The sequence below is a fragment of the Aliiglaciecola sp. 2_MG-2023 genome (assembly GCF_030548145.1).
In the GTDB taxonomy this organism is placed as follows: Bacteria; Pseudomonadota; Gammaproteobacteria; order Enterobacterales; family Alteromonadaceae; genus Aliiglaciecola; species Aliiglaciecola lipolytica_A.
On record NZ_JAUORY010000003.1, the window covers coordinates 1 to 17,669 of the forward strand.

Genomic DNA, 17,669 nt, shown 5'->3' on the forward strand with positions numbered 1-17,669 from the left:
ACCACCTCTGTTGCTGCCACTAGTGCACACGCTGGCTCTAAACAGAAGCCACCTATTGCTGAAACAACTCAAGCAAGTTCTTGGTACGACAGCATTTTGAGCTTATTAAAAGTCTAAAAATCAGTGATCTAGTTAGATATATGCAAACTTAAGAATACATGTTTAGAAATAGGTAAGTTTTTAAAGTAGTAACTTAGTTCCCATTATCGGTAGTGAATAGTAATGAATAATTTCGTGTTTGAATTATTCGAACAAAGTGAAATCCTGTTGCTTTGATGCTCAATTCGTTTCAGAAAGGTGCTTGTTTGTCATGACAAAAGTACCTTCTTCCCCGTTTCAACCTGCATTTCAGCTAAAATTTGTTTAACGGTAAATTATTTACCTTTAAAAAACAAACAGTTATATATTTAGGATGTTTTTTTACACCATGTGGAATTCAATCCACAAAACGTTGCTTACAATATGTTGAAAATTAAGGCAGACAATAATTATTAATACGCCAATTCAATTGTTGTTTGCTACATATATAATAATAAATGGAGTAGGAACCTTATGTATATAACAGGTAGTGATTTGCGGAAAATGCGTTTAGAAGCTGGTTTAACAACTGTTCAAATGGCTAAACTTGCAAATGTTAAAACTAGAAAAACTTATGAAAATTGGGAAAAGAATATTGGTAGCCCAAGCATGAATCAATTCATCGCAATGTGTAATGGGTGTCAATTCAACTCATCAGCAATTGTTCAAATGGCAATGGATCGTTCAGATGCCAGCCAACAAATGAATTTAGAAAGTGCTGCAGTAAGATAAATTAAGATAAATTTATTTTACTAAAGTCGTTTTCATGATCAGGCCGTTTTCACGGCCTGTTTTAGTTGGGTAATAGTCTTTTCGAATTTCGATAAAACTAAAATTATTTTTTGAATAGAGTTGCACAGCCGTTTGATTGGACTCTCGCACTTCCAGCCATATCTCGTCACAGTTGCGTAGCTTACACTGTAGAATAAAATGCGAAAGTAACTGCTGACCTAAACCTTTTCCGCGGTAATCGCCACTCACCCCCAGATCCATCAATGTAGCTTCACCAGCCACATTAAGACCAATGTAATACCCTATTACTTGCTCATCAACTACCAGCTGATAAGCAAAATAAGGTTTTGTTAGACTGTCTAAAAAGACCGACTCAGACCAAGGATTAAGATGACAGGATTGTTGGACGCGAAAAGCCGCAAAATGATTAGCTTTGTCTATTTGTTGAATTTGACTATTCATAACAAATTAAAATACTTGATGTAAAATTCGCCACAGTTGTCTTTTATCTTGGCTAGAATTTATTTTGTCCGGAGTTGGCGCCGTCAATACCAAGCCATTAAGAGATAGTTTATCACCTACTTGCCAAGCTAACTTAAAATCAACGTAATCGTTAGGATCAGCATTTTCTTCGAATATACAATGAGTGATAGATAAATCTGCATACAACAGCAAATCTGCTAACAGTTGGTTATTCGCGGTCTCAGGCATACACAACAACAGACCGTTATTAGCAGATTTACGCTTTGATTCAATTTGTTGTCTTAGTCTTTGCAAGCCTGCTTGCTTTTGCTCTTGGCTAGGTAATTGAAGTGCCGAACTTGAAACATTGCTTTGAGTCGTTACTTCACTGTCTAACTGAGCCACATCTTGACTATTAGTTTTTAGTTGCCACGGTACAATTCCCATGTGAGTGAGCATGGCTGCTTGATATTTGCTGAGTGGTTTTGGGGTAGGCTCGTTCATTCTTCAAGACTAACAGAAAAATTGGCAGGGGTGGAGAGATTCGAACTCCCAACCGTCGGTTTTGGAGACCGCTGTTCTACCAATTGGAACTACACCCCTGCAGAAGAAGCAGCATTATACTCATGGAAAAAAAAAGGTAAAGTAGTTTGAAGTGCTAATTAGCAGAAATTCTTCACTTTACTCGAACTTAGCTATTCCCATCGTCTAATAAAACCGTTTTTGCCGCTTCTTTCCAAAGGTCATAAGTTAATTGCACAATAGGAAATTGTTTTTGAAACTGCTCGAATACATAATCTTCACTAAGATCACAAAATTTTGCATAACTGTGTTGTAAAATTGACATTTCGTGAAGCTCCATATTGTTAATCAATGCACATGAAGCTAGATCAAAATACCGATTTCCTAAAGAAGCGTACTCCCAATCAAACACTAAAGAAGACTCTCCTATTGCAACATGTTCCATGGCTAAGTCATTGTGACATAAGACTTGGTCGCATTTATGGGTCTCAATCCAATCCGGTTTACATTGGTCAATCCGATTCTGCCAATAATCGAGATCTGAAACGCTCGCCGCATTTAAATACAATATCCAGTCTTTGGGCAAATCGATCGAAGTCGCGACTGTCGGTAAGTGGTGGATATCACTCAATACTTTAGCTAATAACTGAATTTTCTCGGATTTTGGTTTGTTGATATTGAATAGTGAAACGTGCTCTACCCAAGACTCAACCTGAAAATCATGGGCTTTAGACAGGTAAATAGGTGTTGAGGTTATGCCAAGTTCACTCAGTTGTTGTTGCTGCATAAACAAGGCTTGCCGATCGGTTGGTGTAATATGATTTAATTCAAAGGTTTTTAAAAAGTAAACTGCAGATGATGTAGTGAGGCGATAACTTAAGTTTACCACCCCACCCTTTATAGGCTCCAAAGACAAGTGTTGTCCAAACAGTTGACTGGCTATTAACTCATCGATGATTCGGGCCTTTTTCATCTTCTTTCCTTTAATCTGACATTCTGAGCATACTCTTGCTATGCTGCCGACTCAAGTTAGATTTTTTGGTAGGCTTCCTCTGGCAAAGATTCGACTTTATAGGCTTTTTTCCATTTAATATATCCATAAATTGCTAAGCCAAAATACCAAATAAACATTACGCCAGTCAGTAACAATCCGTTGATGAAATATAGATATGCTGCGAATGTATTGATGACAATCCAAAATAGCCAATTTTCAAGCACCTTGTTAGCCATTAAATAGGTGGCATAGACACTGAAAACTGTCACAAAAGCATCTAGATACAAATCACTTCCTTGCCATGAAAGTGTTACAAGATGAGGCAATGCCAACCCCATAACAACTAACAAAGAGACCATCCATAAATGCACGACCAGCGGAACCACGGACACTTTAAGCACATCATTCTGAGTTGTTTTTTGCCATCTCAACCAACCATAAATTGCCATCACTAAATAATACATATTAAGCAGGCTATTGAAGGGCAAACTGACTTCCCAAAAAATATAAACGTAAAGAGTGGTACTAATCAGAGCAGCCGGCCAACACAATATATTTTGGCGCGCCGCTAACCAAGGGTAGAGCAGTGAAAAAGTCACTGCTACTACTTCTAGTACCGATTGTTGTCTAACCTGTTCGACTAGCACAACATACAGGTCTTCCATTACTTAGACTCACCCATAGCATCGCCATTTAAGAATTTACAAACAAATATCGCTTGACCAACTTGTTCATAGGTTTTTTGCATTTCGGTATTCAAGATGCCCATTAACTCAGTCATATCTCCGCGCACTATGGTGCTGGTATCACTCGTTGATGTCGTCAACTGCGAATAACTATTGAGTCGGTCAATAAAGTCTTGGATTGGTGCTAAGTATTTTTGGTTAAGTGGATATAACGAGATTTCAACTACTGATTTCATAATTAGTGTCCAATTTGATTAATAACGTAAGCTTGCGGTAAGTCCGAATTGACGACCATCGCCAAGTTGCAGGTAAGGTTGAGGCGTCGCATATCCGTCTCGCGGATCATTACTAAAACCACCGAACCCTCTAACGTAATGTTCGCGGTCCAGTATGTTTTTGCCCCATAGAGAAAACGTCCAATCCTGCCAATCTAAACGTAATTGCGCATTTACTAAAACAGTGAAAGGTGATTCCACATCGTGCCCATCGGAAAAACGATAGTTGTCTTTGCCATCCGCTTCTAAGCGCACACTTACAGTTTGAGATAAATACCCGACAGCAGCTAAGTTAAATGAATTTTTTGGCGCTTGGGCTTGCCATTGTTTATCAATATAGGTGCCGTCGGCCTGGGTATAACTTCCAAAATAAGCGTCTAGATAACCATAATTAGCAGTCAGGTTTAACAACTCGGATACTTGCCAATCAAGTTCTACTTCTAAACCTTTGTTGGTTCCCACATCTGCGTTGCCGATGATATCAATAAAACTCGGAATACCTTCTTCGCTGATTTGCACGTCATAGTCACTAACTTGGGTGTCTTCTCTATCCATGTAGAAAAGTGCAACTCGCATAAAGAGTTGATCGTCAAAGGCTTGTCCTTTAATGCCAACTTCGTAGTTCCAGTTGTACTCAGGAGAAAATAAACGACTTGCTTCGCTTACCCGTTGGTCAGGGTTGAATCCACCTGCTTTATACCCTCGCGAAACACTCGTATACACAGATGCTTGATTTATTGAATATTTAAGAACAACTTTACCACCTAGCATGGTATCCGTTTGCTGCTCGATATAACCGTCATTGTTGATATAATCCATCTCAAAACGATCCGCTCTAAGACCAACGCTTAAATTTAGATTTGACGTAAGCTGGGTGTCGGTTTGACCATATACCCCCAAATTTTGAGGTTCATATTGACTGGTGAAGTCTTGCTCTGCATAGGTATAATTTCTGCGCGTATTTTCATCAATATCACGAGCAAAAAAACCAATTAGCCACTGCGTGCTATCATCAAAAATCAATCCGTTGTCATTTGAAACAACTCTCAAATCAACACTGGTTAAATCCCTCTCACGATAATAGTAATCAGTCGAGCTGTATTCCCAAGGGTGAAAGCCCACATAAGTCCAGTCTTCATCATAGCCGTACACTGAATCTGATGTAGTGTGGTTCAATGAACCAATAAGTGTAGATTTTGCAAATTCAATCTTCGCTTTTATGCCAAAAGCATGGGTTTCTTGAGTATCAACACCAGGCTCATCTGAGCGAGTAACCCCATCATTATCAAGTGAAAACGCATCATAGCCATTATCAATATCAAAATACTGATAATTAAAATCGATGGTTGTGTTATCGGTTGCTAGAAACTTGAGCTTCAAACGCGCAGTCAACTCATCTAAGTTATCGGTATCATCTCTATCTAAAAATTGATTGTAGATAAAACCGTCACTTTTAAACTGGTTGATGGCAACACGATAGAAAAGTTTATCAGTAATTTGATTACCGTAAGCTGCACCAATATTCCAAGTATTTTGCTGAGCAACAGTGGCAAGAAATTTTGTTTGTTGCTGCTCATTTGCCTCGGCGGTTTTGATTTTAATTGTTCCGGCCATACCCGCAGCGCCAAACTCAGTAGCCTGCGGTCCACGCAAAATTTCTACTTGTTCAACATCGAACAGGGTGCCGATGCCGGCAAATCCAGAAAAATCAAAATCATCTACTAACAATCCTACTGAGGGATTATTAGGTTCAGAATATTGACTACGTTCACCAATTCCACGTATTTGTATAAAACGTCCTCGGGAAGCGCCACTGCTAAAGTTAATATTGGCACCTACCCCTAAAATATCCTCAAGATGAAAGCCATTGCGTTGTTCAATCACCTCTTCAGATATCACACTGACACTGGCAGTGACGTTCTGAATATCGTTTTCTCTGAAGTCTGAGGTAACAGTAATCACTTCTAGATTTTCACTTGCTAACGCGTATGCAGGAATTGCACTTAATAAGGTTGTGTAAAGTAAAGGAAATTTTAATTTCATTTGGATCTCTTCTAATTAATGAAAAGATCCGGTATTTCGGCAGTAAATGGAGAGCTTTAAGAAGTTCTTGATGACCATTCCTACGCCGGTATTATCCGGATCAGGTATAAGGGTTTCCAATAAATTAGATCTCAGCAAAGAGCACCCCTTGGTGTAACAAGTTAGTGTTTAACTTGAACGGCGAGATGATAGCAAGGGCGTAATGGAATCGCCATGAATATATTGCTGTTTTTTGAAATTGGTATGGATTGCGCATGCAAAATTAATAAAGTCGAAAGCTTCGGACTCCCCAATTAAAAACGCAAGTTAACTTATTGAATATTTTGAATTTGTAAAACTACGCTGCCAATTAGGCAAATCATAGAACTGATGAATGACGGTTAATTCATACATTCAACTTGAATTTCTCACTTAGTGGTTCAATATAGTTAATCGACACTTTTCAGCTTCTTTACATAATTTCGGATTTGAAAATGCAAAATTTTATCTACTACAATCCCACTAAAGTTGTTTTTGGAAAAGACAGTATTAGTAAATTATCCACTTTACTACCCAGTGCCAAAATCATGTTGATATACGGCGGTGGAAGTATCAAAAACAACGGTATCTATCAACAAGTTATTGAACAACTTGAGGGGCACGATTGGTGTGAATTTTCCGGGGTGGAGCCTAACCCCGAATTTGAAACATTGATGAAAGCCGTATCAATGGTGAAATCAGAAGACGTAGAATTTATTCTCGCAGTTGGAGGTGGCTCAGTCATCGACGGAGCTAAATTTGTCGCCGCAGCCACAGATTTCGAAGGCGAACCTTGGGACATTTTAGCTAAGGGTGCAAAAGTTAAAAGTGCTAAAAGTCTTGGCTGCATATTAACACTCCCAGCGACAGGTACTGAAACCAATACCAGCTCAGTGGTAACTCGTCGAGAATATAATCTTAAATTACCCTTCATGTCGGAACATGTTAGACCTCAATTCGCGGTACTAGACCCAGAAGTCACCTACTCTTTACCGGAACGCCAACTGGCAAATGGTGTGGTAGATGCATTTGTACATGTTATTGAGCAATATCTAACCTACCCCGTAAATGCGAGTGTTCAAGACCGATTTGCGGAATCGATCTTAAGCAACTTAATTGATATCGGGCCGCAGGTGCTCACGTCTAAAGATTATGAATTGCGTGCGAATCTAATGTGGAATGCGACACAAGCGTTAAGTGGACTGATTGGCGCTGGAGTACCTCAAGATTGGTCTACCCATATGATAGGACATGAGTTAACAGCCCTTTATAATTTAGATCATGCCGTTACCCTTGCAATTATTTTACCCCGTGTAATGCAACATCAGCGTGAACACAAACGGGAAAAACTGCTTCAATATGCAGAGCGAGTTTGGGGATTAAGCCGCTATGATGAAGAAGGGGCAATCAATTTAGTTATTGAAAAAACTGAACAATTTTTCCGAGATATGGGAATCAAGACCACCCTATCTGAATATGACATTGATAGTGATGTAGCCGATAAGGTTGCTTCGAGACTCGAAAAAGCGGGCAAAACTAAAATAGGTGAAAGGCAAAACATTACGCCTGAAGATGTTAGAAAAATAGTTACCGCAAGTTTATAGAATAAAAAATGCCGCTAACTTCAAAACGTCAGCGGCATTTTTATCTCAAACAAATTGAGTTTGGATAACGTTACAAGAAACTAATCACTTAAATTCAATGATCTTAATTCTTGCTGGGTTTGTTGTTCCAAATCTTTAATCGTTTTGCCATGAGGCACAGGCTCTCTGGTAGTTGGATCTAAACTGACAAATACAATATCATCCGCCACGCATATGGTTTTTTTGGTCACCTTATTGCGAACCATGCAGGTTATAGTTATCGAAGTACGCCCAACTTTTTTAGTCGCCAGACCAAATTCTACTACATCTCCTTTTAACGCTGGAGATTCAAATGTAATTTCACCAATATGCTTTGTTACCAACACATTCGTTTCTAACTGACAAATAGCATAGATAGCAGCTTCTTCATCAATCCATTCCAATGCTCGACCACCAAATAACGCGTCAGCATAATTTAAATCTCCTGGCATCACTAACCTTCGAGATAGAAAGCGCATTCGTATTCCTTAAATTTATTCAATACACTAGGGAGTTGAACTATATCAAGAATTCAACTAAAAAAGCATATGACATTAGAAGTATTAACTTGGCTTGAGAAACGCAGACGCAATATCGGTCACCGACAGTTGTTGGTTATATCCGGATCGCAGGAGTGGGTTAAAGAATCGATAACAAATATACTTACTGCACATGCTCCAACATCGAGTATTTGTGTCGGTGATATTGATTCTGTAAAAAATATTGAATCAAAGCAATATAGGAGCGTTTTAGGTCAAGAATTCGAATGGGTGGTATATGATGGCTTTGCTGATATTAGAGGCAATGCCCTACTCGCTTTGAGCGGCTGTGTGAGTAAAGGCGGCTTGATGATATTACTTTGCCCAGAACTAGATACTTGGTCACAAAATGGCAATACGCAAAGTACAGTTCAAGGATTAGTGCCTAATACAAGCCGTCCTCACTCGCCATTTATAGAATGGTTAGTGGAGCATATTAAAACCTTCCCTGGCGTTTCAATCTGGCAACAACAACAATTGCAACTAACTCAAGCAGAAACAACCGAATTGAGAAAAAGCCATTTTCAAGATGAAGTATGTATGACTGCTGATCAGTTTCAGTTGGTGGAATATATCAAGTTTGCATATTCTAAAGATAACAATCAGATAGTCGTTCTTGCAGACAGAGGCAGAGGAAAATCATCTGCTTTAGGAATTGCAGCTGGACAATTAATCATGTCAACGAATACCACATTTTTAGTGACGTCAGCCCATCGTCCCATGACTCAAAAAATATTTGAACAAGCTTCGAAAATTTTAAAAACAAATGACCCTAGCCGAGATATTAAACAAATTTTAGCGAATCACTTGGCGTATGTTCCTTTCGATAAAATTATTCAAACCCAACCAAAAGCCGATTGGTTATTCGTCGATGAAGCCGCCTCATTGCCCTCAGAAGTGTTAGAAAAATTAGTTCAGCTTTATCCAAACGTAGTTCTCAGTACAACAGTTCATGGTTATGAAGGCAGCGGCAGAGGCTTTGAGTTACGCTTTAAACCTTTTTTAAGAACCTATTTTGCACACTTTCGTGAATTCATGTTGCACACACCTATTCGCTGGTTCGAAAATGATCCTCTTGAAGCCTTTTGGCATAAGGTCATGGCGCTAAAAACCACAACCCAGAGTTCGGTATCCAAGCGGTTGACTGAATACCAGAGTATTTCCAACTCTTCCAATGAATTGGTTTACGAGGTTTATAATGGAGCACAATTAATCAAGCAGCCATCGCTGTTACAAGGGGTATTTGAATTGTTAGTTGATGCCCATTATCAAACTTCACCAGACGATTTGGTTAGAATGTTGGATGGAGATCAACACATTCACGTGTTTAGTAATCAATATGCAGAGCCAATAGGAGTCGCCCTCACCGCCTTAGAGGGAGGGGAAGATCTAACTCCAATTGCAATAGACATTGCCCAAGGCAGTAGACGCATCCTTGGCCACTTAATTCCGCAACGGTTAGCATTTGATAATAATAATCCAGAGTACTTGTTAAAGCGCTATATACGCGTGATTAGAATAGCAGTCAAACAAGAATATAGGCATAAAAAAGTGGGCTCGCAGCTGTTAGCCCATATACAAAGATCTGCAGAAGAACATAAGGTAGATTTTTTAGGTAGTTCGTTTGGATTAACAAAAGAGCTCGCGCTATTTTGGTACAACAATGATTTTCAGTTGGTAAAACTTGGTATTAAACAAGACGCTTCAAGTGGAGAATTCAGTGCAATTATGCTCAAACCATTGTCTTGTAATGCTAACCAGATTAGCAAATTTTTAAACCTAATTTGCACTCAGCAAATACACTATCAAAAAGATTACCGCCTAAAAACGCTTTCCCCTGCTTTAGTTGAACTAATATTCAACAACCTTAAATTAAAAAAATCTGCACAGCCATATGACAGTCATAAAATGAAAATGTATTGGCATAATTTAATGACCCAATTTATTGCAGGTAATCGCCCTCTGTTTGCAGTTGAGTTTGCTGTATTCAATTGGATAAAAAGTCTTTCTATAAATTTGCAGACTCTAGATGAAGAGGCCATCCATGGGTGGAAATTTATTAATGATGTGATAGTCGCTAAAAACAGCTATCCTCAGCTATGTACTAACTACAAGTTAGCAGGTAAAAAACAAATTGAAAGTTACTTTCGAGAACAATTAAAAAAACTCATTAAAAATTAAGCTCTACTTCCATTAAATATCGCTAAGATAAACACGGTTCTTTCAGCATCATCCGCTAACTTGATTTCAACAATCCGAATTAAACAACAATAAATTAGAGTAAACGACAGGCCGATGAAGTGACCAAAAAAAAACAGAGATGAAAAAAATTAGATAAGATTGAGGACATTTAAAAACCATCAGCTATCAACAATAAACCTAAAAAACCTAAAAAAATCTTTTAATTAGGCTTACATTTATGAATAGTGAGAGAGCAATAAAAAAGGCTTCTATTAAGAAGCCTTTTAAAGGTAACAATATTGCTATCGAGATCTTAAAGTTAAACTTTAATACCGCGATTTTTCGCTTTTTCTTTAATATACGGTTCCCAAGCTCTAGCAGTACGTTCAACGTTTTTGTCTTTCTTCGCTTCACGAACATGAACCATAGCTTGACGGAAGTTACCGGTATAAATATTTGCTTCCATCATCGCGATATGAATTCGACCAGTTTGGTCTGCTCCATTATCAAGCGCTTTTTGTAAAGCATTTATTGAACCTTTGTAATCTTCTGCCGCAAGTAACAATATACCTTGCTTGCGATATAAATCAGCGTCGTTTTCTATCTTAGCTGCCTTTTCATAATAGCTAGCTGCCGTTTTATACTCTCTTGCTTGATGGTAAGAGTTAGCAAGACTCGATAAAGTCTGTTCACTCTCTTCTATCAAACCTGACTTCATATACTTTTCCAAAAGCACAGCTGCTTTATATGGAATTTCATTAGTCGCGTATAATTGTGACAATGCTTTTATTTCAGACTTTTTAGCCAAGTAACCCTGATTGTATGCAATTTCAAATGTAGAAAGGGCTTTTTTATAGTCCTCAACTAACATGTAGAAAAAGCCTAATTGTGACCACCACTGTTTGCTTTCAGGAAAGGTACGCACTAGCTCTTCAGCAACGGCGACAGTTTCCGGATACATTTTACGTTCGTAAAATGATTGCAACTTTAAAACATAAGGGTTTTTGTTAGGTTTTTCATACAAAGCAATCGCTTTATCAGCAGGTGGAACCATCTTAGGAAGATCTTTTAGCTCATAATAAGCTTGAGACATACGTGTATAGATGTCTGGATCTTCTTTACAAGTGAAGGTCATCCACTGCTCATAATACTTAACAGCTTTAGCATATTCCTTCTCTTGCATACTAAGGTCTGCAACAAGTCTCACAGTGTTAGCATGCTCAGAGTCGTTGAGTGCTTTTGGGTTAACAGATCCTTCAAGATACTCAAGAGCCTTAGCTCCTTTACCATCCTGACCTGCCAACATTTTGCCGATAAAATTATCAGTAAACGCTTTGTCGTATCCGTCTTTAGCATCAACTTCATAAAGAATAGCTAAAGCTCCATCGATATTATCGTTATTATACTCTTCAAGCGCTTTCTGAATCTTTTTACCAACGCGCTCACCAACGATATTGGTTGTGCCACGCTTGTAATCTGCACAAGCTACCGGTGCCGACTGAGCTGCTGCTGTGTTTGATAGCAATGTAGCGGCACCTAGAGTTGCTATCGCAGTAACATTTATTACAAACTTTTTCATTAGCCTTGATCCAATTTAAAGTCCAATTGCACTTTCATATTGAACTGTTTTTCAGGTTTCCCATCGACGATTTTTGGCTTGTATTTCCACTTACGCAATGCACGTTTAGCTTCACGGTCGAAGATACGTTTAGGATCTGCATCCAAAACATCAACATCGTCCACGCCGCCTACTTCGTTGATAGTGAAAGATAAAATAACCCATCCTTCTTTACCATCTCGAGCGGCTTGCACTGGGTACTTAGGCTCAATACGAACAATCGGAGTTGCTTCACCATCGCGTTGCATATTACCAACGCCACCGATATCAATTGATGCGCCACCAACATCTACAGCTGGCATGTTAAAGCTTACGCCATCAGCATTTGCGTCTTCCACATCAGGTTCAACCGGCTGAATTTTAGGCGGTTGCTGAGGAGGAGGAGGAGGTGGTGGTGGAACACGTTGACGAGTTTGTGTTGCTTCGTCTGGGTCCGACATTACAATATCAATAACAGGTGACTCAGGTACTTCACTTGCTGGTTGCGAAGAATTTGCAACCAACTTAGCCATTACCACAAAAAGGGCAAAAGCAACGACGGCACCAAGCAATATAGAGAAAATTACTCGCATGATTATGATGCTCCTCTAGCTGCTACTGAGATTTGGTCGATACCTGCGGCTTTGATTTGATCCATCACTTTCACCACAATACCATGTTCAGCTTTTTCATCTGCTTGAATAATCACAACATCTGAAGGCTGTTCGGCCAAAAGCTTTTCAAGGTTCGCTTGAATAGATTCAACCTTAACTTCGCGCTTATCCATCCAAATTACACCGTCTTCCGTGACAGCAATAAAGATATTAGCGTTTTTAGATAAAAACGCCTGGCTAGCGCCGGGTTTATTCACCTGTATCCCTGCTTCTTTAACGAAAACAGTGGTTACAATGAAGAAGATAAGCATGATAAACACGATATCGAGCATCGGTGTCATATCAATCGCTGCATCTTCCTCTGGTACACGTTCTTTACGAGCCATAAACTTCTCTCTTAATGGTGAGGAAGGCTGTCAATCAGCTTCTCTTTGGCGATTTTAACTTTTGATTCCAAACGAGAACTAAAGAAAACGCCAGACAAAGCTGCAACCATACCTGCCATAGTAGGAATTGTTGCCATTGAAATACCAGCTGCCATCAATCGAGCATTACCGGTTCCTTGCGTCGCCATAGTTTCAAATACGTTAATCATGCCCCAAACTGTTCCTAGCAAACCAATTAGAGGACACATTGCCACTAAGGTTTTAATCAGTAACATGTTACTGCCTAGTTTGTCTGAAGCCTGTGAAATCCAAGCATCACGGATTCTATGCGCATACCAGGAGGTGGTATCAGTTCTAGCATCCCAATCTTTGATGATATTTTTTCTCATCTTAGGATACACAGAATTTAAAAACCAAAAGCGCTCTATCATTAACACCCACATGAGAAAGAGCGCTAAAGCGACGAGGTATAACACCCCGCCTCCTGTCGCGATAAACTCCCTGACAGAATCCCATAATCCAATCAGGTCAGCCATATTATGCTTTCTCCGACTCTGCGTGAGCAGCTACTATGCCCGCAGTTTGTTCGTCAAGGATATGCACGATTGATTTACTACGACCAGCAACGATGCTGTGCATAAGGATTAGCGGAAGAGCCGCGATAATACCTTGAGCTGTAGTTACCAATGCCATTGAAATACTTCCAGCCATCAATCTTGGGTCACCAGTACCGAACAACGTAATTTGTTGGAAGGTAGCGATCATACCAAGTACCGTACCTAGTAGACCTAGTAACGGAGCGATAGCAGCAAAAATCTTAATGATGTTAATACCACTTTCAATAGAAGGAAGTTCTTTAAGGATAGCTTCATCCAACTTCATTTCTAAGTTTTCAGTGTCAGCAGTTTTGTTTTCGTTGTAAACCTTTAATACACGTCCAAGTGGGTTGGATGATGAAGGAGAACCAGGATTATTTAACTGTGAACGCATTTTGCCACTGATAAGTGTAAGTGTGATGATTTTGTAGAAACCAATCAACAAACCAATCACCAACATTACAGTGATTGTATATCCAACTGGACCACCTGCATGGTAACGCTCTTCCCATGTTGCTTTCTGTTTCAATAGGCCAAGAATCGCACCGCTTGAAGGGTCAACAAAAGTAGGAATAATTCCTGAAGTAGAAGCGTATAGTTCGCGAGCTGTTTCAGCTTGGAACTCGTCTGGTTGACGACCTAAAGGTTGAACTTTTTCTTCTTGATCATCATATACCAAGTAACCTACTTCACCGACCAAGTTAAATGCACCAACGCGCACGACTTCTTGTTGTGAAGAACCACCTTCAAGGTTGATTACTTCAGTATTGAAACGAGCAATTTTACCTGACTCAGTCATTTCAGTTTGAAGAGCAATCCACATATCTTCTAATTCGCGGATATTTGGAAGACCTTCAGACTCTTCTGACATTCTTTTTAGGAATGCAGCACGACCAGGGAACTGAGCACTAACAATTGATGTAGCGATACGTCCATAAGACTCAGATGCAGCTTGGCGAACAACACCAAACATTTCACCAAGGTCACCAGTTGCCATGTCTAGTTCTGTGCTTTTTTCTGTTAACGTCACTTCGTTATCAGAAAATTGCTTAGCGAGACGATCACCACGAGCTTCTTCGGCTTTCAATGCTGCTTGAGCACTTCTTAATAGAGCTTGTTTGTCTGCACGAGCTGATTGGAACTCAGCTTCACGTTTTTTATCAAGTCTGGCTTCAGAAACACGATTCTGCTTCACTTCATCTAGTAATTGATCAAGTGTTGACTGAGCGTGCGCACCAGATGCTAAAAGTGTTACTGCTGTTGCAGCGAATACGGATTTAAATGTTAATTTCATTTCTTATTACTCCGCAGCTGGAATGGGTAGTTTAACTAGATTAACTGGCAATTGTTTTCTTGCCATACGAACTGCTGCGATACTAGATTCTAAGTACTCGCTGCCTAGCTCGACCCAAGTGCGTTCTGCAGTGTCCCACATCCATGCATTCTTTTGGTCTAGAGATAAAGCGATTAATGCGGTGCGACCTAGGTTAAAGAAATCAACCGTAATGTCAGTACCGTTATAAGTCATGTTGCCTTGGTAAGCTGAAATCTTCGAACCGTAATCCAATTCAATTTGGTAAGCTTCGATAACTTGGCGGAAACGCTCTGAAACAGTAACGTTAGAGTTACCCATAACATCACGTAAACGTTCTACACGCGCTCTGCGCTCTGCCATTTTAATTGGAACATCAGCTTCAATGAATTTTTCAAGACTGTCGATCATTCTGAAAAGTAAAGGAACGATACCGCGCTTAGTTTCATCAATTTGGTCGATTTGTCTTTGCAAAGAATCGATACCGCGTTGTTGGTCAGCAACTAGAGTTGCAACATAATCATTGTAAACTTTCAGATTTTCTGTTTCGTCTACAACTGCACGATAATCTACTAAAAGTTCTTGTGATTGTTGAAAGAGATTATCAATTTTCTCTTGAGATTTTGCTGCAGCAACATGGATTTTAGCTTCTTCTTTATGAAGATCATTCAATGTATCTGCAGAGACTGCACTACTACCAAGTACAAATGCACCCATAACGGTAGAGGCAATAAGGGTTCTCTTGCTCATTTTGGACATAGTTCCCAACCAATTTTCTTGTTATGAATCCCAGTCTAGGTGAAAAGTTCACTGACAAGGGGCTATATAATTATTTTTAGGATTATAGTGTTATTCCTAAACAGATTTAACACTATTGCACTCGAATGGTCACACGGAAGTTATCGAGTTGTCAAGATATCGTATGCCACACTTTAGCATTTAGTGACTAACGGTAGTTTTTATAATCAAAGAAGCATAAAAAAAACCGCATTACCACAGTATATAGGACTTCGAGCAGCATTTTCATATTACACTTTCTATAAAAAATTCAACTATTTTGTGAATAAAAATAATGTAATTACGACAATTTATTCAAAAATAGCGATAAAGAGCTGGTAAGACCATTTATACGAAAGTCTATAAACTTAGTTTAGGTCAGTTTTTCATCTAACGCATAATTCATTTTGCTGAATTATTGGGCAATAAATCAAACGCCACAGACATTCTTTCTTGCGTATCATGAAAAGGTTCTGTGCCATGCCAAAAATAGGATGGGAATAAAACTAACTGGCCCACTTCAGGTTTTACCCATTTCTGAGCTTCAAGTGCATTCGCTAATTTAATACCAGGTTTGCCAAAATGCAACCAGCCTTGTTTACTAGAATCATTGACAACCGGAGGGATATGTACATAAAAAGCACTACTGAGCCAGCCTTTTGGATGCACATGAGAAACATGAAAGCCTTTATCGGTTAACTTAACCGACCAATTTGCCGAAAACTCAATACTTTTGCCAGCATGTTTATAAAATGGATGATTGGGATCTAAAACCAGATTAACCAATAAAGCATCTATCGTTCGTTTCAAAGCCGCCCGGAGTTCTTGAATAACCGGGACTTGATGTCCAAACAGATTGCCCATGGTTTGTGTTCCATGCCGCAGAGATTGATCCAGAGGATTCCGCTGGCTTACATGAATTTCATCTAACGCAACACGTAAGCGCTGACTAAATTGTTCAATACTCTCATTATGATCCGCAAGCATTAAAGGGTGTTTGAATACCATATTTTGATAATCACAAAGACGCTCATATTCAGGACTTTTTAACTGTCTTAATGCCGTGGTTTTAAGCGCCCAAAGCAATTGGTCATCAGGCGCTGATAGGAGCATCTTATCCAGCAATTTGTTTGCCTGCTGATTTTCATCTAAAGCCAGATAGGCCTTAACCAATATTTCATTTTCAGTCATCGACAACGCTGTTTTCGATGACTGTATAGCGTTTAAATAGCTAACAATAGATTCGTGTTTGTTTTCTTTTTCCCATAATATTAATTGCAGACTATTAGCTACATGCTTTTTATCTGAATTAAGTTGTAGCTTATCAACAAGCTGATTAGCTAGCGCAAGTTCATCGACTTTCACTAAACCAACTATATAATCGACAATTAATCCGTCCGGCATTGTTTCGATTGGCTGTCGGCTATAGTGAGATAGATGATTATCATCATTCATTTCATATTTTAAGGAACTAAATACTTGGTTCAGTTTACGATTATCTGGCGATTTTTCGATACCTTGTTGAAGAATATTCAATGCTTTTTCCGGCAAGTTTAAATCTAAGTATGCCAGTGCCAAGTCTTCATAAGATTCAGGATTTTCAGGGGCGATAGTAAGCCTTTTATAGAATAACTCCGCTGCTTGTTGATAGTGTCCTTGGTGTTTCTTCAACCAAGCTAACTCAGATACAACCAGTAAATTATTAGGCTCTGTTTGTAAAAGAGAATGTAATAGTTTTTCGGCAGTAGCGTGTTCATTGCGCTGTTGTAAAATACGACTTCGCCCGAGCTTTGCGTCAACACAATCCCTTTGCATATCCTCACATTTTAAAAATGCCTGCTCTGCTAATTCCAGCTCATGCAAATAGAAATAAGTCTGTCCTAACTTTAGCCAAACTTGCGGACTTTTATTATCCAATGACAAACACTGTTTGAAGTGATTCAGGGCTTGCTTAAATTGGTTAGCGCGAAAAGCGATTTTGCCTAGCGCATAGTACAAATCCACTTGTTTCGGGTTGCCCAGCAAAGACTCGGAAAAATATCGCTTAGCGTCAGTGTCTCTGCCTAAACGCTCATATGCAGACCCCATGGCTCTGAATAATCGAAAGTCTTTAATGCCCAGATCTTTTAAAATCAAGAAATGAGTTAGAGCTTGTTCAAATTGGCCTTTATGCATTAACTGCATGGCCATGTTCAAACGTTGTTGCGCGCCTAAATTTGGATTTTGCATAAGAAT

Annotated in this window: 17 protein-coding genes, 1 tRNA gene and 1 riboswitch; of the genes, 3 read left to right on the forward strand and 15 right to left on the reverse strand. The window is 39.2% G+C overall.

Translation table 11 applies throughout. The features are described 5' to 3' along the window. Positions 1–552: 552 nt before the first annotated feature. The gene (locus Q4567_RS03815; protein ID WP_216050134.1) at positions 553–810 is read left to right on the forward strand and encodes a helix-turn-helix transcriptional regulator; all 258 of its coding nucleotides are present in this window, start codon (positions 553–555) and stop codon (positions 808–810) included. 12 nt (positions 811–822) lie between these two features. Here the strand turns inward: Q4567_RS03815 and rimI are convergent, their stop codons facing one another. The 7 genes from rimI to Q4567_RS03850 form a co-directional block, all read right to left on the reverse strand. Then, complete coding sequence (gene rimI, locus Q4567_RS03820) at positions 823–1,272, reverse strand: ribosomal protein S18-alanine N-acetyltransferase (protein WP_303499429.1); 450 nt, start codon at positions 1,270–1,272, stop codon at positions 823–825. Between the two features lie 6 nt (positions 1,273–1,278). Beyond that, positions 1,279–1,776 (reverse strand): hypothetical protein, encoded by a 498-nt coding sequence (locus tag Q4567_RS03825; RefSeq protein WP_216050132.1) that lies wholly within the window; start codon positions 1,774–1,776, stop codon positions 1,279–1,281. Positions 1,777–1,798: 22 nt separating this feature from the next. Then, a tRNA-Trp gene (locus tag Q4567_RS03830) sits at positions 1,799–1,875 on the reverse strand. Between the two features lie 88 nt (positions 1,876–1,963). Further along, positions 1,964–2,767, reverse strand: a complete 804-nt coding sequence (locus Q4567_RS03835) for a phosphotransferase (protein ID WP_303499430.1) — start codon at positions 2,765–2,767, stop codon at positions 1,964–1,966. A gap of 56 nt (positions 2,768–2,823) precedes the next feature. Then, on the reverse strand, positions 2,824–3,453 hold the full coding sequence (gene pnuC / locus Q4567_RS03840) for a nicotinamide riboside transporter PnuC (protein WP_303499431.1): 630 nt from the start codon (positions 3,451–3,453) through the stop codon (positions 2,824–2,826). Beyond that, the gene (locus tag Q4567_RS03845; RefSeq protein ID WP_216050129.1) at positions 3,453–3,710 is read right to left on the reverse strand and encodes a YkoF family thiamine/hydroxymethylpyrimidine-binding protein; all 258 of its coding nucleotides are present in this window, start codon (positions 3,708–3,710) and stop codon (positions 3,453–3,455) included. Before Q4567_RS03845 ends, pnuC begins: the two co-directional genes overlap by 1 nt. Positions 3,711–3,728: 18 nt before the next feature. Further along, on the reverse strand, positions 3,729–5,792 hold the full coding sequence (locus tag Q4567_RS03850; RefSeq protein WP_216050128.1) for a TonB-dependent receptor: 2,064 nt from the start codon (positions 5,790–5,792) through the stop codon (positions 3,729–3,731). Positions 5,793–5,852: 60 nt separating this feature from the next. Beyond that, positions 5,853–5,951, reverse strand: a riboswitch (TPP riboswitch). Between the two features lie 314 nt (positions 5,952–6,265). On the opposite strand from Q4567_RS03850, the gene Q4567_RS03855 reads away from it, so the two are divergent. Beyond that, positions 6,266–7,414, forward strand: a complete 1,149-nt coding sequence (locus Q4567_RS03855) for an iron-containing alcohol dehydrogenase (RefSeq protein WP_303499435.1) — start codon at positions 6,266–6,268, stop codon at positions 7,412–7,414. 80 nt (positions 7,415–7,494) lie between these two features. On the opposite strand, the gene Q4567_RS03860 is transcribed toward Q4567_RS03855, so the two are convergent. Then, positions 7,495–7,911 (reverse strand): acyl-CoA thioesterase, encoded by a 417-nt coding sequence (locus Q4567_RS03860; RefSeq protein ID WP_216050126.1) that lies wholly within the window; start codon positions 7,909–7,911, stop codon positions 7,495–7,497. 69 nt (positions 7,912–7,980) lie between these two features. Between Q4567_RS03860 and Q4567_RS03865 the strand changes: the two genes are divergently transcribed. Further along, the gene (locus tag Q4567_RS03865; protein ID WP_303499437.1) at positions 7,981–10,152 is read left to right on the forward strand and encodes a GNAT family N-acetyltransferase; all 2,172 of its coding nucleotides are present in this window, start codon (positions 7,981–7,983) and stop codon (positions 10,150–10,152) included. A gap of 319 nt (positions 10,153–10,471) precedes the next feature. On the opposite strand, the gene Q4567_RS03870 is transcribed toward Q4567_RS03865, so the two are convergent. From Q4567_RS03870 to Q4567_RS03900, 7 genes are all read right to left on the reverse strand, one after another. Next, on the reverse strand, positions 10,472–11,731 hold the full coding sequence (locus Q4567_RS03870; RefSeq protein ID WP_216050124.1) for a lipopolysaccharide assembly protein LapB: 1,260 nt from the start codon (positions 11,729–11,731) through the stop codon (positions 10,472–10,474). After that, entirely contained in the window at positions 11,731–12,345 is a 615-nt protein-coding gene (locus Q4567_RS03875) for an energy transducer TonB (protein WP_216050427.1), read from the reverse strand. Before Q4567_RS03875 ends, Q4567_RS03870 begins: the two co-directional genes overlap by 1 nt. Next, positions 12,345–12,749, reverse strand: a complete 405-nt coding sequence (locus tag Q4567_RS03880) for a biopolymer transporter ExbD (protein ID WP_216050123.1) — start codon at positions 12,747–12,749, stop codon at positions 12,345–12,347. The genes Q4567_RS03875 and Q4567_RS03880 overlap by 1 nt, the downstream gene beginning before the upstream one ends. Positions 12,750–12,760: 11 nt before the next feature. Beyond that, entirely contained in the window at positions 12,761–13,285 is a 525-nt protein-coding gene (locus Q4567_RS03885; protein ID WP_216050122.1) for a MotA/TolQ/ExbB proton channel family protein, read from the reverse strand. Position 13,286: 1 nt separating this feature from the next. Beyond that, the gene (locus Q4567_RS03890) at positions 13,287–14,639 is read right to left on the reverse strand and encodes a MotA/TolQ/ExbB proton channel family protein (RefSeq protein WP_216050121.1); all 1,353 of its coding nucleotides are present in this window, start codon (positions 14,637–14,639) and stop codon (positions 13,287–13,289) included. A gap of 6 nt (positions 14,640–14,645) precedes the next feature. Further along, positions 14,646–15,407 (reverse strand): DUF3450 domain-containing protein, encoded by a 762-nt coding sequence (locus Q4567_RS03895; RefSeq protein WP_216050120.1) that lies wholly within the window; start codon positions 15,405–15,407, stop codon positions 14,646–14,648. Between the two features lie 429 nt (positions 15,408–15,836). Next, positions 15,837–17,663 (reverse strand): tetratricopeptide repeat protein, encoded by a 1,827-nt coding sequence (locus tag Q4567_RS03900; protein ID WP_303499441.1) that lies wholly within the window; start codon positions 17,661–17,663, stop codon positions 15,837–15,839. Positions 17,664–17,669 lie beyond the last annotated feature (6 nt).